Source organism: Faecalibaculum rodentium (genome assembly GCF_001564455.1).
In the GTDB taxonomy this organism is placed as follows: domain Bacteria; phylum Bacillota_I; class Bacilli_A; order Erysipelotrichales; family Erysipelotrichaceae; genus Faecalibaculum; species Faecalibaculum rodentium.
The window spans coordinates 984,433-1,007,379 of sequence record NZ_CP011391.1 but is presented as its reverse complement, the minus strand read 5'-3'; the positions used below and the strand labels follow the sequence as shown (position 1 = coordinate 1,007,379).

23 protein-coding genes are annotated in these 22,947 nt (G+C 53.9%); 2 read left to right on the top strand and 21 right to left on the bottom strand.

What is annotated here, in order from left to right; translation table 11 throughout:
- Window position 1: 1 nt before the first annotated feature.
- The 17 genes from aalo17_RS04950 to pepV form a co-directional block, all read right to left on the bottom strand.
- Window positions 2-652, bottom strand: coding sequence for a tRNA (adenine(22)-N(1))-methyltransferase (locus tag aalo17_RS04950; protein WP_067556317.1), 651 nt, complete (start codon window positions 650-652; stop codon window positions 2-4).
- Window positions 649-1,818, bottom strand: coding sequence for an RNA polymerase sigma factor RpoD (gene rpoD, locus aalo17_RS04945; RefSeq protein ID WP_143385521.1), 1,170 nt, complete (start codon window positions 1,816-1,818; stop codon window positions 649-651). Before rpoD ends, aalo17_RS04950 begins: the two co-directional genes overlap by 4 nt.
- Before the next feature lie 77 nt (window positions 1,819-1,895).
- Entirely contained in the window at window positions 1,896-3,647 is a 1,752-nt protein-coding gene (gene dnaG / locus aalo17_RS04940) for a DNA primase (RefSeq protein ID WP_067556312.1), read from the bottom strand.
- Between the two features lie 11 nt (window positions 3,648-3,658).
- On the bottom strand, window positions 3,659-5,044 hold the full coding sequence (locus tag aalo17_RS04935; RefSeq protein WP_067556308.1) for a glycine--tRNA ligase: 1,386 nt from the start codon (window positions 5,042-5,044) through the stop codon (window positions 3,659-3,661).
- Window positions 5,045-5,181: 137 nt separating this feature from the next.
- Complete coding sequence (gene recO, locus aalo17_RS04930) at window positions 5,182-5,973, bottom strand: DNA repair protein RecO (RefSeq protein WP_067556305.1); 792 nt, start codon at window positions 5,971-5,973, stop codon at window positions 5,182-5,184.
- Window positions 5,974-6,009: 36 nt separating this feature from the next.
- Entirely contained in the window at window positions 6,010-6,903 is an 894-nt protein-coding gene (gene era, locus aalo17_RS04925) for a GTPase Era (protein ID WP_067556302.1), read from the bottom strand.
- Complete coding sequence (locus tag aalo17_RS04920) at window positions 6,900-7,262, bottom strand: diacylglycerol kinase family protein (protein WP_067556299.1); 363 nt, start codon at window positions 7,260-7,262, stop codon at window positions 6,900-6,902. The genes era and aalo17_RS04920 overlap by 4 nt, the downstream gene beginning before the upstream one ends.
- Entirely contained in the window at window positions 7,243-7,698 is a 456-nt protein-coding gene (gene ybeY, locus aalo17_RS04915; protein WP_067556297.1) for an rRNA maturation RNase YbeY, read from the bottom strand. Before ybeY ends, aalo17_RS04920 begins: the two co-directional genes overlap by 20 nt.
- Window positions 7,699-7,844: 146 nt before the next feature.
- Window positions 7,845-8,891 carry a LacI family DNA-binding transcriptional regulator gene (locus tag aalo17_RS04910; RefSeq protein ID WP_067556294.1) on the bottom strand — a complete coding sequence of 349 codons (1,047 nt, stop codon included), beginning with the start codon at window positions 8,889-8,891 and terminating at the stop codon, window positions 7,845-7,847.
- Window positions 8,892-8,900: 9 nt separating this feature from the next.
- Window positions 8,901-9,629, bottom strand: a complete 729-nt coding sequence (locus aalo17_RS04905) for a hypothetical protein (RefSeq protein WP_067556291.1) — start codon at window positions 9,627-9,629, stop codon at window positions 8,901-8,903.
- Window position 9,630: 1 nt separating this feature from the next.
- Window positions 9,631-10,038, bottom strand: a complete 408-nt coding sequence (locus tag aalo17_RS04900; protein ID WP_067556289.1) for a hypothetical protein — start codon at window positions 10,036-10,038, stop codon at window positions 9,631-9,633.
- Window positions 10,039-10,325: 287 nt separating this feature from the next.
- Window positions 10,326-10,652 (bottom strand): hypothetical protein, encoded by a 327-nt coding sequence (locus aalo17_RS04895; protein WP_067556287.1) that lies wholly within the window; start codon window positions 10,650-10,652, stop codon window positions 10,326-10,328.
- Between the two features lie 138 nt (window positions 10,653-10,790).
- Window positions 10,791-12,113: a UDP-N-acetylmuramate--L-alanine ligase gene (locus aalo17_RS04890; RefSeq protein ID WP_067556284.1), complete on the bottom strand. Its 1,323-nt coding sequence runs from the start codon at window positions 12,111-12,113 to the stop codon at window positions 10,791-10,793.
- Complete coding sequence (locus aalo17_RS04885; protein WP_067556282.1) at window positions 12,113-12,793, bottom strand: hypothetical protein; 681 nt, start codon at window positions 12,791-12,793, stop codon at window positions 12,113-12,115. Before aalo17_RS04885 ends, aalo17_RS04890 begins: the two co-directional genes overlap by 1 nt.
- Window positions 12,794-12,796: 3 nt before the next feature.
- Window positions 12,797-13,114 (bottom strand): thioredoxin family protein, encoded by a 318-nt coding sequence (locus aalo17_RS04880; protein ID WP_143385520.1) that lies wholly within the window; start codon window positions 13,112-13,114, stop codon window positions 12,797-12,799.
- A complete protein-coding gene (trmB, locus tag aalo17_RS04875; RefSeq protein WP_067556276.1) occupies window positions 13,111-13,833 on the bottom strand; it encodes a tRNA (guanosine(46)-N7)-methyltransferase TrmB in 723 nt (240 codons plus the stop codon). The genes aalo17_RS04880 and trmB overlap by 4 nt, the downstream gene beginning before the upstream one ends.
- A 6-nt stretch (window positions 13,834-13,839) precedes the next feature.
- Window positions 13,840-15,237 (bottom strand): dipeptidase PepV, encoded by a 1,398-nt coding sequence (pepV, locus tag aalo17_RS04870; protein WP_067556273.1) that lies wholly within the window; start codon window positions 15,235-15,237, stop codon window positions 13,840-13,842.
- A gap of 237 nt (window positions 15,238-15,474) precedes the next feature.
- Here pepV and aalo17_RS04865 point away from each other — a divergent pair, with 237 nt between their 5' ends.
- Window positions 15,475-16,533: a lipid II:glycine glycyltransferase FemX gene (locus aalo17_RS04865; protein ID WP_067556271.1), complete on the top strand. Its 1,059-nt coding sequence runs from the start codon at window positions 15,475-15,477 to the stop codon at window positions 16,531-16,533.
- A 279-nt stretch (window positions 16,534-16,812) separates the two neighbouring features.
- Here the strand turns inward: aalo17_RS04865 and pnp are convergent, their stop codons facing one another.
- Window positions 16,813-19,122, bottom strand: coding sequence for a polyribonucleotide nucleotidyltransferase (gene pnp / locus aalo17_RS04855; protein WP_082743252.1), 2,310 nt, complete (start codon window positions 19,120-19,122; stop codon window positions 16,813-16,815).
- A gap of 122 nt (window positions 19,123-19,244) precedes the next feature.
- Here pnp and aalo17_RS04850 point away from each other — a divergent pair, with 122 nt between their 5' ends.
- Entirely contained in the window at window positions 19,245-20,162 is a 918-nt protein-coding gene (locus tag aalo17_RS04850; RefSeq protein ID WP_067556264.1) for an aldo/keto reductase, read from the top strand.
- A 157-nt stretch (window positions 20,163-20,319) separates the two neighbouring features.
- On the opposite strand, the gene rpsO is transcribed toward aalo17_RS04850, so the two are convergent.
- From rpsO to aalo17_RS04835, 3 genes are all read right to left on the bottom strand, one after another.
- Window positions 20,320-20,586, bottom strand: a complete 267-nt coding sequence (rpsO, locus tag aalo17_RS04845; protein ID WP_067556261.1) for a 30S ribosomal protein S15 — start codon at window positions 20,584-20,586, stop codon at window positions 20,320-20,322.
- 379 nt (window positions 20,587-20,965) lie between these two features.
- Complete coding sequence (locus aalo17_RS04840; RefSeq protein ID WP_067556258.1) at window positions 20,966-21,175, bottom strand: hypothetical protein; 210 nt, start codon at window positions 21,173-21,175, stop codon at window positions 20,966-20,968.
- 877 nt (window positions 21,176-22,052) lie between these two features.
- Entirely contained in the window at window positions 22,053-22,835 is a 783-nt protein-coding gene (locus aalo17_RS04835) for a transposase (RefSeq protein ID WP_067556255.1), read from the bottom strand.
- Window positions 22,836-22,947 lie beyond the last annotated feature (112 nt).

Here is a 22,947-nt window from a genome sequence, read left to right as displayed (position 1 = left end):
TTCAGACCTCCTGCAGGGATTCCAGCAGCTGCAGTCTCATCAGCACATCAGCTTTTCTGGCAGGCGGCACTGCCTTGAGCAGCCCGCACAGTTTCTCTTTCTCCTGCGCCAGATACAGCTGCCAGGTCTCATCCTGCACCGGATGGACCCCGAACAGCCGCTCTTCCGGTCTAAGTCCACTCTGCCGGTCAGCATGACAGACGTCCATCACGGGATAAAACCGGCCGCGATCCTGGACAAACTGTTCCCGGCAGATCCTCCAGCCATTGTGATCAAGCCAGTCTCGCAGCACAGAGGCCTTTGTGTGAGGCGACAGCAGCAGTCTGGTGTCCGGATCCAGCCTGTCGGCACCGGATTCCAGAATCGATACAATGGTCTCTGCTCCCATGCCTGCAATGACGATCTGACTGCAGGCTTCCGGCAGGGCCTGCAGACCATCAGACAAAAGAGGGATGACAGACTCTGCCACCCCTTCTTTTTCTATCGTCTCCCGGGCTCTGTTCAGCGGACCCTGCGCCACGTCGCAGGCATATACCCGACAGGCTCTTCCGGTCCTGACTGCCTGGGCTGACAGCCAGGCATGATCGCACCCGATATCAGCCACCACAGGTCCTTCCACACGGGAAAGCAGAACCTCCAGGCGCCGGCTCATGACTTGACGAAATCCTTCAGGCGCTTGCTGCGGTTGGGGTGCTTCAGTTTTCTCAGCGCCTTGGCCTCGATCTGCCGGATCCGTTCCCTGGTCACATTGAATTCCTTGCCGACTTCCTCCAGGGTGCGGGTCCTGCCATCATACAGCCCGAACCGGAGGCGCAGCACCTTCTCCTCCCGCTCTGTCAGACCCTGGAGAACAGCATTGATCTCATCTTTGAGCAGCTGGTTGTTGGTATAGTCATCCGGGGAGAGTGTTTCCTTGTCCTCAATGAAATCTCCCAGATGCGAGTCATCTTCCTCGCCGATCGGAGTTTCCAGAGAAACCGGATCCAATGCGATTTTCTGGATATCGCGGACTTTTTCCGCACTGATGCCTTCCATTTTCTCGGCGATTTCCTCCGGAAGGGGATCCCGTCCAAGATCCTGCACCAGCTGGCGCTGGATACGCGTCAGCTTGTTGATGGTTTCCACCATGTGGACCGGGATCCGGATGGTACGGGCCTGATCCGCAATGGCACGGGTGATGGACTGACGGATCCACCATGTGGCATAGGTGGAAAACTTGAATCCTTTGGTGTAGTCAAACTTTTCCACTGCCTTGATCAGACCGCAGTTGCCCTCCTGGATCAGATCCAGAAAGAGCATGCCGCGTCCGACATATTTTTTGGCAATGGAGACCACCAGACGGAGGTTGGAGCTGATCAGCAGCTGTTTGGCCTGCTCGCCTTCCACCGAAATGCGGTTCAGTTCTTTCTTTTCCTCATCGGAAAGATCCGGTTCGGCTGCCAGTTTTGCCCGGGCATCTTCTCCATCCTGGATCGCTTTGGCAATCACGGGTTCCTGTTTCGGGTTCAGAAGCGGAATCTGTCCGATCTCCTTGAGATACATCTTGACTGGATCGTTGATCTTGGTGTGACTGGCATTGGCAAATGTCTGCTCCAGCTGGCTGATTTCATCTTCAACGGAATTTTCGTCCTCTTCATCCTCATCCAGATCATCGGCATCCTCCGACTCATAGTCTTCCTCATCGTTGTCCATCACGAAATTGATGCCGTTGTCTTCGCACCAGTTGAAGAGCTGGTCCGTGGCTTCGTCATCCAGATGCAGATTGGAGATGGATTCCATAAATTCATTCTGCAGGATATCCTGTCCGACATCCCGCATAGCTTCCAGATACAGCTTGGCATCCTCCACACTGGCAAATTTTTTATTTTTCAAAGCGTTTTGTTTCGCTGGCATGACTAACCTTCCTTTCGGTTCCTGGCCTGGTGCCTGGCAATGACAAGTGCCATCTTTTCCTGCGCCAGCCGGCTCTTTTCCTCCAGGTCATCTGTTTCCTGGATGCGTTTGTTGACAGAATCTATCTCCTGTCCAAGTACATGATCCTTGACAGCCCCCAGGCTGTCGTCAAAAAAAGCCTGGGCATTCTCCGGCAACTGCCGGGCCATCAAATCAGCCAGCAGGCCCTGGGCCTCTTCTTCCTCGATCCGGTCAAACAGTGACTGGGGATCCAGACTCTCCTGACGGCGATATGCATCATAGATGTACAGTGACAGGATATGACATGCAGGGTCATCAAAGAAACCCACTTCTTCCCGGTATCTGCTGGCGGCCGATCTGCTTGACAGCATGACCTGCAGAACGGCTTCCTCTGCCCGTTTCCGTCCCTGTCGGACGGCAGGAAGGGGCGGCCGGGCTTTCTCTTTCCGTCTCTGCGATGGTCTGCTCCGGACAGTCGGGACCTGTTTGCGGACAGAGAAATCAAAGTCGGTTTTGTCCCTGAGCTTCTGAAAAAACGCAGGCTGCTCAAAATCCTTCAGCAGCTTCCATGCAGCCTCTGAGACTTCTTCCCCATACCGCAGTTTTTCTTCATAATTCTCCAGATTGCCGGTTTCCGCCAGATAGTCCAGCAGAAACTCCGGAAAGGAAATCGTCCGCTCCACTGTCTCCTGCAGAAATTCGGCACCTTTTTCCTGGAAAATCTCGTCCGGGTCCTTCAGGCCCCTGGCCGAGACCACAACAAAGGGAATGCCTGCAGCCATGGCTTTTTTGCCGAACTGATAGGCAGCTTTCCGTCCCGCCGCATCGCTGTCGTAAAACACATGCACCGGAACCTGCAGCTGGCGCAGAAGCTCAAGCTGCGTCTCTGTACAGGCTGTACCCAGATTGGCCACGGCTTCCCGGATGCCGGCTTTGGAAAGCCCGATCACATCCATGGCCCCTTCCACCAGGATCACCCGCCCGGCTTTCCGGGCAGCGGGTTTTGCCCGATGGTAATTGAATACCAGGTCCCCCTTGGTGTACAAGGGGGTTGCCGGGGTATTTACATATTTGGGAATGTCGGCACCGGCTGCCAGAGTCCGCGCCGTATAGCCCACGGGATGACCGGCACGGTCATGGATGGGAATCAGCAGCCGGTCTGTGAAGACCGGACGGCCGGTCTCCGCCTGCAGCAGCCCTGTTTTCACCAGCATGTCCCTGCCCCAGCCCTTTCCCTGAAAGAACCGGTCCTGTCTCTGGATGCCGGGGGCCCAGCCGATTTCAAAGGTCTCCAGGATCTCATCGGACAGTTTCCGTTTCCTGCAATACTCCTTTGCGGCTTCTCCTTCCTGGCTGTCCAGAAAGTACCGGGCATAGTCTGTAAAGGACTGCAGACAGTTCCAGGCCTGCTGATTGGGACTGACCCCGGTGCTTTGCGGAAGCTTCAGGTCGATGCCCGCCATGGCCGCCGCCCGGGTCACAGCTTCTGGAAACGTGATCTGCTCGATTTTCTGCAGGAAGGAAAAGACATTGCCGCCGGCTCCGCAGACAAAGCATTTGAAGATCTGCTTGTCGGGGCTCACCGACATGGAAGGATCATGATCATCATGAAAGGGACAGATTCCCTTGAATTCCTTTCCGTGCTTTTCCAGACTCACATATTGTGAAATCACATCCACGATATCTGTGCGCGCCCGCACCTGGCGGATGGTGTCTTCAGAAAATACAGGCACAGAACTGTGGACTATTCAAACCGGCAGCGTTCGCCGATCCAGGAAGCGAGCTGCGTGACAGGCACCCGGACCTGTTCCATGCTGTCGCGCTCACGAATCGTGACACAACCGTCTTTTTCGGTGTCGAAATCCACCGTCACGCAGAACGGTGTGCCAATTGCATCCTGCCGGCGGTACCGCTTTCCGATGGACTGTGCCTCATCATACGTTACAGGGAACTCCCTGCAGAGACCTTCGAAAATTTCATTGGCCTGAGCTGACAGCTTTTTGGACAGCGGCAGCACAGCTGCCTTGTATGGTGCCAGACACGGTTTGAGGCGCAGTACGAGCCGGGTGTCTGTATCCGAGATCTTCTCGTCTTCAAGCGCCTGGCTCATGACAGCGAGGATCAGACGTTCCACACCCACAGACGGTTCAATGACATACGGCAGGTATTTTTCGTTTGTTTCCGGATCAAAGTACTCCAGGCTCTGTTTCGAGTGATCCTGGTGCGCCTTCAGGTCAAAGTCGGTACGGTCGGCAATGCCCCAGAGTTCACCCCAGCCAATGGGATCTCCAAAATAAAACTCGATGTCGCTGGTTCCGTTGGAATAGTGGGCAAGTTCTTCCGGGTCATGAGCCCGCAGGCGCAGCCGGTCGGATGTCAGCCCCAGATCCTCCAGGAACTTCACACAGGTTTTGCAGTAATAGTCAAACCACTCCAGGTCCGTTCCCGGCTTGCAGAAGAATTCCAGCTCCATCTGCTCGAATTCCCGTGTCCGGAAAATGAAGTTGCCCGGTGTGATCTCGTTCCGGAATGACTTGCCGATCTGGCCGATGCCGAACGGCAGCTTCTTACGCATGGCACGCTGGACATTGCGGAAATTCACGAAGATGCCCTGTGCAGTTTCCGGACGCAGATAGATCTCGTTTTTCGCATCTTCCGTTACGCCCTGGAATGTCTTGAACATCAGGTTGAACTGACGGATCGGGGTGAAATCCCTTGCTCCGCATCCCGGACAGGCAATTTCGTGCTCCCGGATATAGGTTTCCATTTCTTCATTGCTCCACCCGGCCGGGTTCACTTCGCCATGGCTGACCTCTTCGATCAGGTTGTCGGCCCGGTACCGGGTCTTGCACTTCCGGCAGTCCATCAGAGGGTCGGAAAAACCGCCGACATGTCCGCTGGCCACCCAGACACTGGGGTTCATCAGAATGGCAGACTGGAGTCCGACGTTTTCTTTCTGCTCCGTGATGAACCGTTTCCACCAGGCATTTTTGATATTGTTCTTGAGCTCCACCCCCAGCGGCGCAAAATCCCAGGTGTTGGCCAGGCCGCCGTAAATTTCGCTTCCCTGGAAGACGAATCCGTAATTCTTCATGTGTGATACGACTTCGTTGAAGTTTTTCTGGCTCATATACTCTCCTCTTTCTCTATTCCCCTGCTGTCCGTTTTCAAAAAAGCGCAAGGATAGACATAGACCATTGTACCACAAAAACAACGGTCTCCGAGAGGAGACCGTCAAGATGGCGGATTTTTGCATGAACCTTCGTGTCAGATACTGTCAGTGTCATCCGTATCCGGCACTTTCAACGGATCGGCCGTTCCAGATCCGTTCTCAGGATAGAGCCTGGCCACAGAATCCAGAAACCGTTCCCCGGCAAGACTGGTGTGACTGTACCGGGAAAACCAGTGAACGAGAAACCGGATATCCTCCAGGGTGAATCCCGTCAGAGAGACGGCTGCTTCCTGACCGGCCGGAACCTTCACCGCATGACGCATTCTCCGCAACCGGTCAGCCGGCCAGCGGGATCTGCCTTTGCCATGGCGAACGCACAGAAATCCGGCGTTGTCCACATCCATGGTACAGATATCGGATACCGAACCACAAATTGCACAGCCGTCCACCTGGGGAGAAATCCCCTCCTGGCGAAGAAGCATCGTCATAACCAGTGCAGCCCTTCCCATCCAGTCTGCATCCCTTGCTTCACAGCTTTTCCATAACTGCTCCAGCCTTTCATACAGAGCAGGATGCATCTGGGCATGGAGGATGGCCTCATTGACCGCCAGGCAGACTGCCTGCATGCGCAGATCCTCCCCGATGCGGCTGTATTCCGCAACCAGGGATCCGTGAATCAGACGGAACATCCCGGTCCCGCTTTGCTCCGTTTCGATTTCCACCTCTTCAAACGGCAGACACAGCCGGCGGTTCTTCGATGTCTCCCGCTGCACCCCCCGGGCGAATACCCGGACCAGTTCCTCCCGAAGGGCAATCGTCACCACAGCATCCCGCTCTCCGTGGTCTCTGGTTTCCAGGACCAGGCCCCTGAGCATCTGCCGGCTCATGACCGGTTACTCCCTGCCATTGCCAGCCGGGAGCACTCACTCATTCTGCAGATCGATCCCGAACTCCTTGATCTTGGCTTCCTTGTTCCGCCAGTTGGGTTCCACGCGGACATACAGTTCCAGATCCACCGGGCGGTTCAGCCGGTTCTTGATTTCGGTCTGGGCAGCCAGCCGGATCGACCGTATCATGTCTCCCCCTTTGCCGATCAGGATCCCCTTCTGCGAGTTGCGGTCCACAATGATCACAAATGACAGGATCAGCTTCCGACCGCGTTCCTCGCTTTTTTCCAGGACCACGGCGACCGAATGCGGGATTTCTTCATGGGTTCGCCACAGGATCTTTTCACGGACGATCTCACACAGCTGGAAAGCCAGGTCGTGATCCGAGATCATTTCCTCGGGATACAGCGACGGACCTTCCGGCAGATACTTGCGGAAAACCTCCTTGAGCTCCCCCAGGTTTTCACCGTCTTTGGCCGACACAGGCACGATGTCACTGAACTCGAACTTCTCCTGCCAGTCCAGCAGCTTCCGCAGGAGTTTCTCCTTCGGGACAAGGTCCACTTTGTTCACCAGGAGAATCACCGGTTTGTGCAGGTTCCTGATCCGGTCCAGGACAAATTCATCCCCCGGCCCAAAATTCTGTGTCACATCAATGATCCAGGCGACCGCATCTGCATCATCCATGGCGTTGTAGGCGTTTTTATTCAGCACGCGTCCGAGCTGCTGCTGCGGTTTGTGTATCCCCGGCGTATCCAGAAACACAAACTGTGTATCCGGCTCTGTCAGGATCCCGGCAATGTTGTTTCGCGTTGTATTGGGCTTGTTGGAACTGATGGCGACCTTGGTCCCCAGCAGTGCGTTCAGCAATGTGGATTTCCCGGCATTCGGCCGGCCGATGATGGCTATAAAGCCTGACTTGTGAGTCATGATGCAAACACCTCCAGAATCTTGGGTACAAATATGAAGCAGCCGGTCAGGGCTGCAAACAGACAAAGCACGGAAACCCCGGCGGCAGCCAGATCCTTGATCAGTGCGGCGCGGGGATCGCGTTTCAAAGAAATATAGTCGATGGTCTTCTCGATGCAGGAATTGAAGATTTCGCCGCTGACCACCAGTGCAATGGACAGCAGGATCCACAGCCACTCCTGCCAGGAGCAGCCAAGCCACCAGGCCGCTGCACAGGCAGCCAGACCCAGCAGCAGCTGCAGGCGAATGCTTCGGTCCGTGAATGCACCGTTTCGAAATCCCCGGCCGGCGTAGCGGAACCTACTGATCAGCCAGCCCATGCAGGATCTCCTTCTGCAGACCGAACATGACCGACTCATCCTCCGGCTTCATGTGATCATACCCCAGAAGATGCAGCAGACCATGACAGAACAGAAATCCGGCCTCGCGTTTCTCGCTGTGTCCATAGTCGCGGGCCTGGTTCTTCACGGCTTCCACATTGATGAAAATATCCCCCAGTTCAACAGGCTCCCCCGGGATCCGGAATCCATCAGGATCGTCCTGCAGAGCGAAACTGATCACATCCGTCGGACGGTCCACATTCCTGTAGTCCCGGTTGATCAGGTGAATCTGGTCCGGTGTTATGGCCACTACACCCAGCTGATACTCTTCAGCGAGCGCGAGAGTGGCGGCTGTCTTTTCCGCAATGGCTTCATACAGCGGCAGATACTGGTCCAGAAACCCCGTTTCGGACTGGTCTGTGTAAATCATTTCCATGGACACATTATAGTCGCCGTCTGCAGGCAGTGGCAAACCGGATGTCTGCCAGAGCGGTGGTACAGATTGCCGGCTACCGCACTGTCCGGTCATCAGATGGCAGACACAAGCAAAAAGGAGCCGGGTATTCGGCTCCCTGCAGGCGGTCAGCTGACTGCCTCAAACGTCACTTTTTCCGTCTCGCCCGTTTTGTCCTTTTCCCGGATCATGGGCGAATATTCGATTTCGATTTCCCGGTCTTCCTGAACCGACGGATCGTTGACCAGCATCTTCGTCAGCAGACGCATGGCAATGGCCCCCATGTCATATTCCGGAAGAATGTAGGAGTTGATCGGCGGGCGGACCATGGCAAGATACTTGGAATCCAGAATGGAAATGACTTCATAGTCTTCCATGGATTTCCATCCGGCTTCGTTGGCTGCATTCCGAACGGCAATGGCCTGAGAATCCCGGAAGGTGATCACAAGCCGGCTCGGTTTTTTGTCCTTGTAATAATCCGTCAGGAAATTGTAGGAACTCTTGTAGGAATCATCATAGCCGATATACCCCTTGAATTCCTTTCCGTGCTCCTCATACGCCTTCTCGATTCCGCGGCGCAGCTGATTCATCATGCTGAGGTTGAGCTTGTCCTCCACCAGCGTGATGTCATCTATGCCCCGGTCAAAGCTTTCATTCACGAGATCGTAGGCCAGCTTTTCAAAGTTGACGTAGACGTTGCCTACCTTGCCCTCCGGCTTGCGGTCGAGCCGGGCACCCACGATCACCATGGGAATCTGGTACTCCTTGAGCACTTCCATTTCCTCGTCATTGAAGTTGTCGTTGAAGAGAATCACCCCGTCCACTCTGGATTTGATGATCGACTCAATGACATCCTGCATGCGGGAAATGCCCTTGGAAGTCGTATGAAACATGATGTTGTAATTGTAGATCTTTGCCACATCCATCAGACCATTCAGGATCCTGGAATTGTAGGCAAACAGGTTTTCGCTCATGACGATGGAAATGGTCGTGGTCTTTGACAATGCTAGTCCCTGGGCGATGGCATTGGGCTTGTAGCCAAGCTTTTCAATTGCCTCCTGTACCCGCTGACGGGTGTCTTCCCGCACAACATTGCTGTCATTGATGACCCGGCTCACCGTTGCCAGGGATACATCCGCCTCCTTGGCCACATCGTATATCGTGATCCGTTTCATGAACGCCTGTTATTTCTTATCCGGCTGGTCCGTCACCGCCGGTCTCTGTTCCGTGCGCACAGCCGGAAGGTCCTTGTCTTCCGTCACAGCAGGCTCTTCTGTTTCAGCAGGTGCTGCAGCCTCTTCCGGTCGGGAACCGGTTTGCGGCTTGCTGAAAAAGCTGCGGATACCGTTGAAGATCGCTGCATTCAGCTTGTCCATGGCATCTTCTGCAGAGTTCACGACTTCCTTCAGGTTCTCGTTTTCACGAAGCGAATCCAGTTTGCTGTCCACATCCGTGACAACGCGGTTGATGGTCGGATTCTTCATCAGCTGATCTGCGCCATATTTGACACCATCGGCGATCATGCTGCCTGTGCCGACCACAAACTCTTTGCCGGCTTCCACCGTTTTTTTGAACTGCTCGGAATTTGCGAGTGCAATCACGCTGTCACGGGTTTCCGTCAGTACCTTCGCAATGTCCTGCCGTCCCTTTTCCAGGCGTTCCTTCACGACCTCCGGGTCTCCGTTTTCCCGGATCCAGCGCCGCATGTCCTCAAAAATCTTCTTCAGGGCCTGTTCGGCATCATTCACGGCATCATCGTTTGCTTCATTGTTGGCTTCGCGCAGAGACTGCAGCTCATACATGGATTCTTTTTCCATTTCATCCACCTGCTCCAGTTCCTCTTTCTGTGCTCCGGTTTCATCCGGCTGAACCGGCTTTTTGTCTTCCGGACGTTCATTCGGTTTTTCTGTCATGTCAATCCTCCATAGCTTTGTCAGCGGCTGCAGCAGCAGCGGTCATCATGTCATCCGCCTTCACCCGAATGGTGTCGGCAGTTTCCTGTGCTTCCTCTCTGGATCTGGAAAACCATTCACGGACATGCTCCATCCCCTCCTGTGCCGATCTGGCAGCAGAAGATGCCATCTGCTTCATGGCAGCGTGCACTTCGTCCACGGTTTTGGACAGGTCATCCAGTGTCTGCAGGGGTCCGTCCAGTTTCTCGATCTCATTCTGGGCTGTCAGAAGGGTCAGGGAAAGATCCTTCAGCGTTTCAATCAGAGTTTTGAGGAACAGGACCAGGTAGACCAGTACGGCTACACCTGCCACAGGCAGCAGCCAGGAAGCGAACTGTGAAACAGCCTGCATCAGTTGGTCCAGACTCATTGATATCACCTCAGAGCGATTATAGCATGATTCCCCTGTCACCCCTTACCGGTTTGAAACAATTTTCATAATTCTCACAGTGCTTACAAACTGTCTGAATTTATGGGATTTCCAAACTCTTTCGATTTACGGAACAGCCGGTCAGCTGCCTGGGCCGCTCTCTGCAAAGGCAGCCTCGCGGCACAGGAGTACAGGACCAGGTGACTGCAGAGGAGACTGACGGCAGTTTTTGCAGACAGGACTCCATAAAAAAGGCTGCAGTTCTGCAGCCCTCTTCCCGTCAGTGTTTACGCCTGTTCGATGCGGCGTTCCAGATCGTGTTTGATCTCCTCCAGCTTTTCATCGGCTTTTTCCCGGCTTTTCTTCACCAGTTTTGTCACCATAACGATCACCGCAATCACAGCGGCAGCGGACAGACCTGCAGCCACTGCGAGAATCACGATATCCTTCACATCTTCTTCGTGGTTGCGTTCTTCATATTGCCGGTGATTGCCCTTCAGGGGAATTATCCGGTCATCGAGCCGGTCTGCGGCTTCCCGCAGTGCACGGCTGGCCGCTTCCAGCTTGATATCCGATACCAGGTTTCGGCGTTCATTGTTCAGTTCTCTCAGCATATCTGCACCTCATTCGTTTCTTTGCTCCTGTCTGTATTGTACATCCTGCATCCGGTAAAAGGATGCCTGACGCCGCAGGCAGGAGCAAAACCGCGGAACCATCCGATTCCGCGGTTTGCAGTGCAGGAAATATCCGGATTACCCAGGCTGTTTTTCCAGTAGATCGCGCACCATGTCCCGCAGCAGGTAAATATCCTTGCTGCTCATGAACAGGAACACTGCACCATCTTCCGCTGCCAGTTTCCCGGCTGTTGCCTGGTCGACCTCACCCTGGATACTTCCGGGCACCCGGTCGATCAGGTCCTGGATCGTCACAGTGATCGTATCGTCCTCCCGTACAGCGTTTTTCGGGAAATCCAGCAGGATGGCCTCATCCGCAAGAGACATGGACTCGGCAAACTCATCCAGGAAGAACTGCAGCCGGGAGTAACGATCCGGCTTGTACAGCGCAATGACCTTCCGTCCGGGGTACCGGCTCCTGGCTGCCTCGATCATATACCGGATCGCCGTTGGATGATGGGCGTAGTCGTCAATCAGAATGCTGTTTCCCGCTTCCTCAATGACGAACCGCCGGTTGATCCCCTGGTAGTCATGCAGTCCCTCTTCAATGGTTTCCGGGTCCATGCCTAGCTCACTGGCCATGGCAAAGACACCCAGACTGTCAATCAGGAACGGATAGCCGGACTCTGGAAGCGCAGTATGGGCGATGATGTTTCCGTCCTTCCTTACATCGAAGGATATGCCATGTTCATCATCCTGGACATTCACCGCCTGGTAATCACAGCCATCCTTCAGGCCATACGTCACATACGGGCAGCTATAGTGAAGCCGGACGAGATGCTCGTCATCCCCGCAGACGACCGCCAGCTTTTTGACCTGATCCGCAAAGGACTGGAACGCCGACACATAGTCTTCCATGTCCCGGTAGTAATCCACATGATCCAGTTCAATGTTGGTGATGATTGCATAATCAGGATGGTAAGCCAGGAAATGCCGCTTGAATTCGCAGGATTCCAGTATGAAATATCTGGCGTGTTCCGGCATGCTGCCATGGCCGTCCCCGATCAGAAATCCTGTAGGTGCCTGGAGTTTCAGCACGCTGGCGAGCAGACCGGTGGTCGTGGACTTGCCATGGGTTCCGGCGATGGAAATGGATTCATAACGCTCCAGCAGTTTCCCCAGGTATTCGTTGTACCAGTACACAGTCACCGTCGGATCCGCCAGTGCCTTCTGAATCTCCGGATGTGCTTCATCAAAGGACAGGCCGGCGATGACAGTGTCTCCCGCGTGAATGTTGGCCGGGTCAAAGGAGCTGACCGGAATCCCCCGCTTCTCGAGTTCATCCTGCGTGAAGATGTACTTGTCGATATCGGATCCCTTTACGTCGAATCCTTCATCCTTGAGAATGCCGGCCAGGGCAGCCATGCCGGTTCCCTTGATCCCCGTAAAGTGGACTGCCATTACTGCCTGTCTCCCGTCTTTGTCTCCGGCTTGTCTTCCTCCACGGGAAGCAGCGGATCGGGGTCGTATCCCTTCGGCTTGCCGGTATCCAGCAGGTCGGTGACCGGTGCCGGCTTCTTTGTTTCTTTTTTGCGATAGTCCGGAATCCGCTCGACGGGCTCCTGCTGCGGCAGCGAACTGCCGAACATGGGAGAAATGACGGTGGTCATGGAGAACCCTTCCTCCGGTTTGGGCAGCTCCACGGCGTTGTGGACCTTTTCGTATTCCTTGTCCTCATCTTCGATATTGCCGAAGATGGGAGAAATCACCGCCTGATACTCGTCTGTGGCGCTCACTTTGCTGAGTTTGGACCGGTCAAACTTATAGACTTGCCGGCTGGATGCCGCCGGCCTCTGTCCTGCAGGTCCTTTTTCGATTTCGGACATATCCAGACCGGCAAAAATGCTGGCCGGTCCCGTATCAGCTGCCGATGCTGCAGCTGCGGCGGGTTCAGGAGCGGCAAACTGCTGCACCGGCTGCTCTCTGGGAGGCTGTGCAGCCTTGATCTCTTCGTATTCTGTTTCAGTCACCACCGTGGTGGGCGGTTCCAGTTCCCCCTGTTCGGGAGCTGCCGTCAGCTCTTCGGTTTCTTCGTCCACTTCTTCCTTGAAGAGGGCATGCATGAAATCTTTGATTGCCATTGTCTATCCTTTCTGAATGGTCTGCGTCAGAAATGCCTGTATCTCGGCTTCGGTCTTGGAAAACTTCGACACAAACCGGGAAATCTCCCTGCCGTGCTCAAAGCAGACAAAACTGGGGATACCCAGAATGTTCAGTTCCTGGCACAGGTCGATGAACTTGTCCCTGTCCGCTTTGTAGAATGTGATATTGCTGAATTCTTTCTCGATTTTTGGCATAAACGGCCGGATCGCAATGCAGTCCGGACACCAGTTGGCTGTAAACAGAATGCAGCTGATGCCGTCTGTATCCAGGACTTCCTGGAAGCTGGTCATATCTTTCATTTTCTTCTCCATACCGCCCGGTATATAGGCTTGCCTTCTGCTGCAAATTTGCTCTCATACTCTGTCATGGCATCCTCCGGGTGGTCTTCGCGCCGAAAATCGACGCTTGCATCCAGCAGAGGCCACCCGGCCTTTGAAAACTGCAGCAGAGAGTACTCAAACAGCCGGGCATTGTCGGTTTTCATGGCCAGTTCCCCATCAGGTTTCAGGATCTTTTCATACTGCCGGAGAAAAGAATCGGCAGAGAGCCGGCGCTTGGCGTTGCGGTTCTTGGGCCAGGGATCGGAGAAATTCAGATGTATGACATCCACTTCCTCCGGTGCAAACCAGCTGTCGATGAATCTGGCGTCATTCCAGATCAGAAGAAGGTTGTCTGTTCCTTCTTCATCATATTTTTTCGCAGCAATGCCGGCAGCGCTGTCGTTTTTTTCCACTGCCACAAACCGCTCTTCGGGATACAGCGCCGCCATCTGCAGACTGTACCCGCCTTTTCCTGTCCCCACTTCCACATGTAGTCGTCCCGGGACCTGCGAACACAGGGGAGAGTCTGTCCGATTTCCGGTTTCTGCAGCCTGTTCATCCTCTGTGGACAGAGAGTCCGTCTGCGAATCACCGGTAAACAGGCTCTTCCACTGACCGGCATGGGCTTCCGGGTCCCGGACCAGTTTTTCTGCTTCGTCCAGGTACTCCACTGCCCAGCCCACTCGTCTCATTCTCATGCAGACTCAGGCCGCCAGCCGCAGGATCGCATCGGCATAGATGGCAATCGCATTGATCAGGTCACTCTCCCGGATTCCCTCATCCCGCTGATGAGGACCACCCACAAACTGATCCGTGGTTTTCACGTCATTGGGCAGTTCCGGGCCAAAGGAGACGAAGTTTTCAAATTTCCGGGCATACGTACCGCCGCCAATGGTGATCGCAGGAGAATATGCATCTCCGGTATGTGTCCGATAAACGTCCATCAGCGTTTTGACCAGTGTCGAATCCGGATCCACGAACAGCGGCCTGGAATCCGATTTCAGGACTGCATGAATGCCCGCTTCGGTTCCATCGGCAGCTTTCCGGATTTTTTCCAGGAGTTCCTGTCCGTTTGTTTCATTGGGATACCGGATATCCAGGAGAACGCTGGTCTTTCCGTTTTCAATATCCACAATGCCCGGGTTCTGCGTCAGCATACCCATATACAGGCCATCCTGCTGGATGCCCAGGTTTTTGCCGGTCCAGTCGGAGGTCAGCCAGCCCAGCGCGTGCGCGAGTTTGTCATTGAATGCCGCTCCGGCAAACCGCAGCAGCTGCACCGCGGCGTTCACCCCTTTATACGGCCAGGCCGCATGAGAGGGAGTGCCTTCCACATGCCAGGTCGTGGTCGCGTCTTCGTTGTCCTTCCAGGATCCTTCCAGGCTGTTGGCCTTCAGGAAGAATGCAAAGAGTTCTTTCTGAAGCTCTGTGGCTTTGTCGGTGGTCATGTCCGCCTTGCCGATGACGATATTGGGGCGGATGCCTGCGTGCATGGACCGGATCGCGGTTGGTGTTTCGCTCTCCAGGATGATATGTGCCCCACCCTTTTCCCCGTAAATCACCGGGAAATCTGCATCGGGCACGAACCCGGTTTTCGGGATTTCCGCATGAGACAGATAATAGTTCATGCATTCCATGCCGGACTCTTCGTCGCAGCCCATGACCAGCATGACCCGCTTTTTCAGGGGGATCTTTGCCTCCCGGATCAGTTTCAGCGCGTAGTACGCTGCCATGGTGGGGCCTTTGTCATCCAGTACGCCGCGGCCAAACAGGTAGCCGTCATTCACTGTCAGTGCAAGCGGTTGTTTGGTCCACCCCTCACCCAGGGGCACGATGTCCAGGTGGCCCAGAATGCCCAGGGTATCCGGATTGTCAGGATCACCGTATTCTACAACACCGGCATATCCATCGATGTTTTTCACATCAAATCCGTCCCGTTTTCCCATGGAAAGCATGGCATCCAGGGCTTCCTTCGGTCCATTGCCAAAGGGTTTTCCGGGTCCTGCCGTTGCTTCGTCCCGAACCGAGTTGATGGAAATGATTGTATTCAGGTCCTTCAGAAAGGAAGGTTTCTGTTCTTCAGCGAGTTTTCTGAAATCCATATGTCTTTCACCTCACAACGATTTTAGCACAGAACCCGCGACATACAGGACAAGGGCAGACTACTTGGTTCTTTCAGATACAACTGCCTGTGCGCCATCACATACATACAGCCACTCAATGCAGGCAGGTGGCTGTCAGGAGTGCCTGAATGCCTGTTCCTGTCCCCGGGACAGTCATGACCGGGATTGACTGGTTGACAGCCGGATATAATGAAGTAATGGGAAGGCAGGAATATAATGGCATACCAATTCATATCAACACCTGATGAACATGCATTTGAAGCTTATATGAGTGAACATGGCGTGGCGCTTCAGTCCATGCACTGGGCAGCTGTCAAGTCCAACTGGCAGCGTCGTCTGTTTGCGCTGGAGGACAGTCATCATTCCATCGTCGCCGCTGCCATGGTCCTGGTCAAACCTCTCCCCCTTGGGTATTCCATGTACTATATCCCCCGGGGCCCCATTGCCGACGGCCAGGATCAGGACCTGATGATCGAACTGCTCAATCATATCAAAAACGCAAGCCGTCAGGACAAGTGCATCTTCATCAAATTCGATCCCTATATTCTGGACAACCGGTTCATGCTGAAGGACGGCAGACCTGAAGGACACAATCAGCAGGCCGTGGACCGCTTTGTCAATGAGGGAGGTGCCATCCACAAAGGCTATACCATGAGCATTGCCGAGACCGTGCAGCCGCGGACCAACATGGGTGTGGATGTCACGGATGACTTCACTGCCCGGTATGCCCGCAATACAAGGCGGGCCATTAAAAAAGCCGCAAAGGAAAACCTGGAAGCCGAAATTTACGCGGCCAGTGATATCCGCAGGAATCCGGACCTGCTGGACGTGTTCAGCAGTCTGATGCACTGCACTGAAGACCGCAAAGGCGTGAAACTCCGGGATCATGACTATTTCCAGCGGATCGTGGATCAGTTCGACGGCGCCATCATCAGCCTGTGCCGTACAGCGGACGGCACCTACATCAGCGGGATCCTGAGCATCGGCTACAACGGCAAGCTGGAAATGCTGTATATGGGCAACAACAATGCCTACAGCAAAACCGGTGCCAGCGCGTTTCTGTACGATGCCACGTACCGCTATGCACAGGAGCACGGTATCCGCTATTGTGATATGAGCGGTGTGGAGGGGTCCCTGGAGGACGGCCTTTCAAACCACAAACACAGTCTGGGGGCAGATGTACGGGAATACATCGGAGAGTTCGACATTCCTGTCAAACCGCTCATGTACAAACTGGTGCTTCCTCTGTACGAAAAGAAAACTGCAGTCCAGTGACGGGTGATCATTCCTTCTGAATGAACATATCTCAGGAATGACTGCAGACTCCATATTTGAAACAGCCAGGTTCTGAATGCGAGCCTGGCTGTTTCATATCCTGAACGGACTGCAGGGATGCAGCATTCATGGATTGATTCTGTCTTCCGGAAACAGAGATCACTGGACAGAAAAGGCTGTAGCCCTGCATGATTTGATTCATGATGCGGCTGCAGCCTTCTTCCACGTTGTCTGTGAGATGCGCCATCCGGCAGCTGGCTGTTGCTGCCGCTGCGGATCTTATTCTGCTGTTTCTGTTCTTTCAGGAGCCTGGACCGGTCCGGTTTCAGCAGCCTGTTCCCTGGCTTCCTGAGGTCTGCGGTCTCTTCTTGGGCGCTCACCGCGATCCCGCCGGTCAGAACGGTTTCTTCCCTCCCGGCGGCCATCACGGCTGCCGCGGCGCTCCCGCTCCTCATGTTCCTGACCGGGTTCCCTGTGCGGTCGAGGCAGCAGAGCTTTCGCAGAAACATTCACACGGCCCTTGTTGTCGATTTCCATGACCTTGACATCGATCAGGTCTCCGATTTTCAGGACATCTTCGACTTTCTCCACGCGGTTGTGGGAAATATTGGAGATGTGCAGCAGACCGTCGGTGTGGCCGAACAGATTCACGAAGGCGCCGAAGCTCTCGATCCGCACAACTTTGCCTTCGTAGATTTCGCCGACTTTTGCCTCACGGACGATTTCGGCGATCCGTTCCTTCGCCTTGTCAATGGCAGCCTGATCCTGGTGATAGATCACGACCTGACCATCGTCATCGATGTCGATCTTCACATTATCGCACTCGGCAATGATCTGGTTGATCATCTTGCCGCCGGGTCCGATAACGTCCTTGATCTTGTCCGGATCAATGTGCATGATGGCGATCTTCGGCGCATAGGGACTGAGCTCTTCACGCGGACACTCGATGGCAGTCTTCATGTTGTCCAGGATCTCCATGCGGGCTTTGCGGGCCTGAGCCAGCGCTTCCCGGAAGATATCCTCGGTGATGCCTGTGGTCTTGATGTCCATCTGCAGGGCAGTGACACCCTCTTCCGTTCCGGCCACCTTGAAGTCCATGTCCCCGAAGTGATCTTCCATGCCCTGGATATCTGTCAGCACTGTATAGGCACCCGTGTCATCGTTCATGATGAGGCCCATCGCAATGCCGGCCACAGGTGCCTTGATGGGCACACCGGCTGCCATCAGAGACATGGAACCGGCACAGATGGATGCCTGGGAGCTGGATCCGTTGGATTCCATGACATCTGCCACCGTACGAATGGTATAGGGGAACTCCTCGATGGAGGGGAGCACCTGCAGCAGCGCGCGCTCTCCCAGAGCACCATGGCCGATTTCCCGGCGTCCGGGCGATCCCATGCGGCCGGTCTCGCCGACGCAGTATGGCGGGAAGTTGTAGTGGTGCATGAACCGCTTGGATTCCACATCGGTCAGATCGTCAATGATCTGGTTCTCATTCAGGGCTCCCAGTGTTGTCGTGGAGAGAACCTGTGTCTCACCGCGGGTGAACAGCGCACTGCCATGCACCCTGGGCAGCAGGTCCACCTGGGAATCCAGGGGACGGATCTCGTCCACGGCCCGTCCGTCAGGGCGGATCTTGTCTTCGATGATCAGGCGGCGCACTTCATCGGCTTCGGTTTCCCGCAGGATCTGGTTCACCTGCTTCAAAGCCTTTGCCTTGTCTGCCTCCGATACATAGTCCTTCGCTTCGTATTCAGCCACAGCCTGCTCGATCAGGCTGTCGATGGTATTGTAGCGTTCCAGTTTCTCCTTGATGGAAACCGCATCACGCACAGGTTTCTCCCAGGCTGCCAGGACCGCAGCCTTCAGTTCGGGATCCGGCGCGTACAGTTTGATTTCCCGCTTCGGCTTCCCGATTGTTTCGATGATCCGATCCTGGAACCCGCACAGTTCCCTGACTTTGGAAGCACCGAACATCAAAGCCGCGAGCATGTCTTCCTCACTGACTTCCTTCGCGCCTGCTTCCACCATGTTCAGCGCAGTCGCTGTACCCGCAACCGTCAGTTCGATGTCGCTGTTTTCCCACTGCTCCTGGGTGGGATTGGCAATGAATTCGCCGTTTACCCGTCCGACCTTGACACCGGCGATCGGACCGCCGAAGGGAATGTCGGAAATGCAGAGAGCCAGGGACGCTCCAAACATCGCGGCCATTTCCGGCGCATAGTCCTGGTCCACGGAGAGAATGGTGTTGACCACCTGGACTTCATTGCGGAAGCCTTCCGCAAACAGCGGGCGGATCGGGCGGTCGATCATACGGGCCGACAGCGTGGCATGTTCACCGGGCCGGCCTTCCCTTCTCAGAAATCCGCCGGGAATTTTCCCTGCAGAGTAGAGTTTTTCTTCATACTGCACAGTCAGCGGAAAAAAATCGATTCCTTCCTTTGCCTGTTTGCTGGCAACCGCCGTGGACAGTGTCACGGTATCGCCATAGCGGACCAGCACTGCGCCATCCGCCTGTTTGGCAATTTCTCCGGTTTCCACAATCAGAGGTCTTCCCTCGAATTCAAACCGGAATTCCTGTTTCGCCATACTTCTTACCTCATCTTTATTTACATTCTAAGCGGTTCCATCTTACCATATTTGTTATAGGCATTTCGCTTGAATCTGGAAATTGGTCAGATCCCGTTTGTGCGGATGCTGAAAGGAGCACTATGCAAAACATTCTACTCAGGAATACTTTACCGGAAGCCGGCCAGATCATTGTCGGCTGCATGCGCATGGACAGCAGGACACCACAGGAACTGGCAAACATGATCGATGACCTGGCTGACAGAGGGATCAGGTTTTACGACCATGCAGACATCTATGGCCATGGAAAATGCGAAGAACTGTTCGGAGAGGCAATGCAGCTGGCGAACACACCCCGCGAGGACCTGATCATCCAGTCCAAGTGCGGGATCCGGGATGGATGGTATGACCTGTCAAAAGACTATATCCTGGACGCAGTGGACGGAATCCTGAACAGGCTGCAGACCCCGTACCTGGACCTGCTGATCCTGCACCGGCCGGATGCGCTGATGGAACCGAAGGAAATCGCTGAAGCGTTTGACCAGCTGCAGAAATCCGGAAAAGTCCGTCATTTCGGTGTTTCCAACTTTACGCCGGAACAGATCCGCCTGCTGCAGACCGAGGCGAAGCAGCCGCTGCTTGTCAATCAGCTCCAGCTGTCCATCCCCAACGCCTGGATGATTTCTCAGGGACTGGAAGCCAACATGCCGACACAAGGAGCCCTGGACCGAACTGGTCACGTGCTGGAGCAGATGCGGCAGATGGGCATCACGATCCAGACCTGGAGCCCCCTGCAGTACGGTGACTGGGAAGGAACCTTCCTGGACAACCCCGAATTTGCAGAACTCAACAAAACACTGCAGAAACTGGCGGACAAATACAATGTCTCGAAATCGGCCATTGCCGCTGCCTGGATCCTGCGCCATCCTGCCGGTATGCAGGTCGTGACCGGTTCCAGCAGGATGGACCGGATCCTGGATATGGCCAAAGCTCGCAAGGTGGACCTCACCCGGAAAGAGTGGTACGAGCTGTACAAAGCAGCAGGGCACAGAATTCCCTGAGTGTGCAGCAGAAAACTGCGGAACCGTTCCGCTGTGAGACGGAAGGTTCCGCAGTTTTTCAGTTCCATGCCGATGATGGCTGCAGTTGTCTGCGAACACAGTGCAAGCCTCTGTTTTTACGGAATCTAAAAAAACCGCCGAAGCGGTTTTTTTTGTCTTACTTACGCAGACCCAGACGGGCGATCAGAGTCTTGTAACGATCCAGATCTTCCTTCTTCAGGTAAGCCAGCAGGTGTTTCCGGCGGCCAACCTTCTTGTACAGACCACGCATGGAGTGGTAGTCGTGCTTGTGATCCTTGAAGTGATCGGTCAGACGGTTGATTTCTTCAGTCAGTACGGCAATCTGCACTTCCGGCGAACCGGTGTCACTTTCGTGACGAGCATACTCTTTCATGATTGCCTGCTTTTCAGCTTTCAGCAGCATATTGCGTTCCTCCTTATATATTGTCCTTCTGGTCCGTGAAACAGGTCGGAGTGTCCTGCATCTCAGCCCAAAATCCTGTTTATTATCCCGTATCCGGAATCTTCTGTCAAGAAACAGACTGCCGATGACGGGCAACAGGGATAAATGAGAAGGATATCAGACAGTCATTTGCCTTCTGCATAACTGAATTTGCAGGCTGTACCGTTTTTATAATCCTTCAGCAACAGACTGAATCTGTGGATGTCGTCAACCGTCTTCTTATCTTTTCAGACTGAATACCTGCAGTTCTTACTGTTGGTATCCTGAGAGCTGTACAGTTTTGTATGACTCTTGTTTTGTGAATGACAGAGCCTGTATTCCAGTGGGTGAACTTCAAGTATCATCCCTTCTGCCGGTGAAACAGGACTGTTTTTTGCTTCATGGAAATATTCTGCACGGACCAGCCGTATGCGGACAGTTCTTTCTTATACTTCAGAAACGAATGATCAACGGGAAATCCCAGAACTTCTTCGATTTCTTCAAATGACAGTTGCAAACTGACTTCCTTTGACTTGCCGACCCGGCTCCACAGCGGGTTATATTTGCTCATGACAACAGCTCCATTCTTTTCACCCTCTTCTCTGCCAAAGTATAGACTTTGCAGGAGTGCGGCTGCAATTCTGCTGGTCCGTGCCTCACAGGACCGCAGTCTGTACAGAGCTTAGAGATCAGCACGGCTGCAAAGCATCGGATTCTTCCCTGAATGGATCAGTTCGTTACACCTGGAACACTATTCTGGATTTCTGTCTCCCGTTACTGCTTTCGGAGCGTTGTATGAGGAAACCACAGTTCCTCTCCACTTCCCACCTGTTGCGGCTGTCATCAATCTGGACCATATACATTTGGAGAGCTTCCGGCGGCAGCGCCAGACGTTTGTTGTCAGATCCTCGTTCACGTCTGTTTTTCAAAGGGTTCTGCTCTGCCGCACTATACTGTTCGCAGATGAAGAATATCTGCGTATGATTTCCCTAAGACAGAATTCAGGTCCCTGTGACTCTGCAGGACAGTCAAGGATCATTCTCTCTGAGCTCTGTTCATTTTTTCTGGTCCCGGCAGTTTCCCTGAAGCTGTAATGAAAAGAAGATCACCTTTGCCTGGCAATCTTCTTTCTCCTTCTGACAAGGTTTGAAATATCTGACGATAGGATGTTCTTCTTATGGGAACATGACAGGCTACGAAATTCAGTGGACTTAAGCAGTGGCCAGTTGTTTCTGGATCCCTTTAAAATGGCTGATCAGTCTCTCACGTGTCTGGTGAGTACCCTTGATCAGGGTTCTTCCCAGGGATGCAAGGATGCTCTTCTTCCACTTCCGTCTACTCGGTTTCCATTCGAAATCAGCCAGTTCGTTCTCCGGAAACTGCAGAGCGATACCATGCGTGGTCCCCTGGACCTTGCTCCTGAAACCGGAAATGACGTGATCCAGAGATTACAGGCGGTCTGTATCAACTTCGGATTTTTGCACATCCACCAGTTTACCGGCGATATCCAGTGCCGGGCTGGCTGAACTCCGGTCACAGTGCACTGCACAGTCGCCGGGAACAGCCTCTTCCAGAAACTTCTTCAGCTCTGTTTTGTTCTCGCTGCCTGCTATTTTGAATTTGGCGGCATCTGCAGCCTCAAAGACTTCCTCGTCACCATTTGTATCTTCCCAGACATACTGCCTGATCACTGCAGCAGCTACATTGCCTTTGCCTTCTGCTCCCCAGCCCCGCTTTCCGTGTTTCTTTCCACCATTTTCGTGTTTCTTTCCACAATAGGAAAAGACATCCAGCCCGATCGCATCGCAATCGGTGGCTGCATGAGTTTCATTATCCTGTTTCTGAGCCTGCCTGATCTTTCGGAACATGAACTTCGTGGTGTGATAACTGACGCCCGTGAGATCGCTGATGTACTTTGCAGAAGTCCCGGTTTTGGAAATCACAAAGACAAACATCACGAGGATCCATGAAAGCAGCGGTGCTTTAGTACCTTCCAGAGCGGTTCCGGCAATAACGGATTCCTGGTAACCACAGTGAGAGCACTGATAGACAGTTCTGAGAGAGCCATTTTTCCGGATGACAGTCATGCAGTGGGTATGACCACATTTTGAACATACGAATCCGTCCTTCCACTTCAGATCGAAGAAGAAGCGTTCTTCTTCACGGGGATCTGAGTACAGGGTGTGGATATCAGTAAAGGTCAGGTCTATGAACAGCAATTTCCTGAACATAGGGAGCCTCTCTTCCTGATTCAGGTATCGCATCATTACTGGCGTTATTTATGCCTTATCAGCTCTTCACTGAGCCTGGTAGCCTATCATGTCATAGAAACACTCTTCATAA

Bases quoted from the DNA above. Each gene is read 5' to 3' on its own strand.
- aalo17_RS04840 (WP_067556258.1), bottom strand. From the start codon at position 21,175: ATGAGCAAATATAACCCGCTGTGGAGCCGGGTCGGCAAGTCAAAGGAA.
- aalo17_RS04890 (WP_067556284.1), bottom strand. From the start codon at position 12,113: ATGGCAGTCCACTTTACGGGGATCAAGGGAACCGGCATGGCTGCCCTG.
- aalo17_RS04900 (WP_067556289.1), bottom strand. From the start codon at position 10,038: ATGAGTCTGGACCAACTGATGCAGGCTGTTTCACAGTTCGCTTCCTGG.
- aalo17_RS04835 (WP_067556255.1), bottom strand. From the start codon at position 22,835: ATGTTCAGGAAATTGCTGTTCATAGACCTGACCTTTACTGATATCCAC.
- pepV (WP_067556273.1), bottom strand. From the start codon at position 15,237: ATGGATTTCAGAAAACTCGCTGAAGAACAGAAACCTTCCTTTCTGAAG.
- recO (WP_067556305.1), bottom strand. From the start codon at position 5,973: ATGAGCCGGCAGATGCTCAGGGGCCTGGTCCTGGAAACCAGAGACCAC.
- trmB (WP_067556276.1), bottom strand. From the start codon at position 13,833: ATGAGAATGAGACGAGTGGGCTGGGCAGTGGAGTACCTGGACGAAGCA.
- rpoD (WP_143385521.1), bottom strand. From the start codon at position 1,818: ATGCGGGATGTCGGACAGGATATCCTGCAGAATGAATTTATGGAATCC.
- era (WP_067556302.1), bottom strand. From the start codon at position 6,903: ATGACTCACAAGTCAGGCTTTATAGCCATCATCGGCCGGCCGAATGCC.
- aalo17_RS04880 (WP_143385520.1), bottom strand. From the start codon at position 13,114: ATGAAAGATATGACCAGCTTCCAGGAAGTCCTGGATACAGACGGCATC.
- aalo17_RS04935 (WP_067556308.1), bottom strand. From the start codon at position 5,044: ATGAGCCAGAAAAACTTCAACGAAGTCGTATCACACATGAAGAATTAC.
- aalo17_RS04885 (WP_067556282.1), bottom strand. From the start codon at position 12,793: ATGGCAATCAAAGATTTCATGCATGCCCTCTTCAAGGAAGAAGTGGAC.
- aalo17_RS04865 (WP_067556271.1), top strand. From the start codon at position 15,475: ATGGCATACCAATTCATATCAACACCTGATGAACATGCATTTGAAGCT.
- aalo17_RS04910 (WP_067556294.1), bottom strand. From the start codon at position 8,891: ATGAAACGGATCACGATATACGATGTGGCCAAGGAGGCGGATGTATCC.
- aalo17_RS04905 (WP_067556291.1), bottom strand. From the start codon at position 9,629: ATGACAGAAAAACCGAATGAACGTCCGGAAGACAAAAAGCCGGTTCAG.
- ybeY (WP_067556297.1), bottom strand. From the start codon at position 7,698: ATGGAAATGATTTACACAGACCAGTCCGAAACGGGGTTTCTGGACCAG.
- aalo17_RS04920 (WP_067556299.1), bottom strand. From the start codon at position 7,262: ATGGGCTGGCTGATCAGTAGGTTCCGCTACGCCGGCCGGGGATTTCGA.
- aalo17_RS04950 (WP_067556317.1), bottom strand. From the start codon at position 652: ATGAGCCGGCGCCTGGAGGTTCTGCTTTCCCGTGTGGAAGGACCTGTG.
- pnp (WP_082743252.1), bottom strand. From the start codon at position 19,122: ATGGCGAAACAGGAATTCCGGTTTGAATTCGAGGGAAGACCTCTGATT.
- aalo17_RS04895 (WP_067556287.1), bottom strand. From the start codon at position 10,652: ATGCTGAGAGAACTGAACAATGAACGCCGAAACCTGGTATCGGATATC.
- aalo17_RS04850 (WP_067556264.1), top strand. From the start codon at position 19,245: ATGCAAAACATTCTACTCAGGAATACTTTACCGGAAGCCGGCCAGATC.
- rpsO (WP_067556261.1), bottom strand. From the start codon at position 20,586: ATGCTGCTGAAAGCTGAAAAGCAGGCAATCATGAAAGAGTATGCTCGT.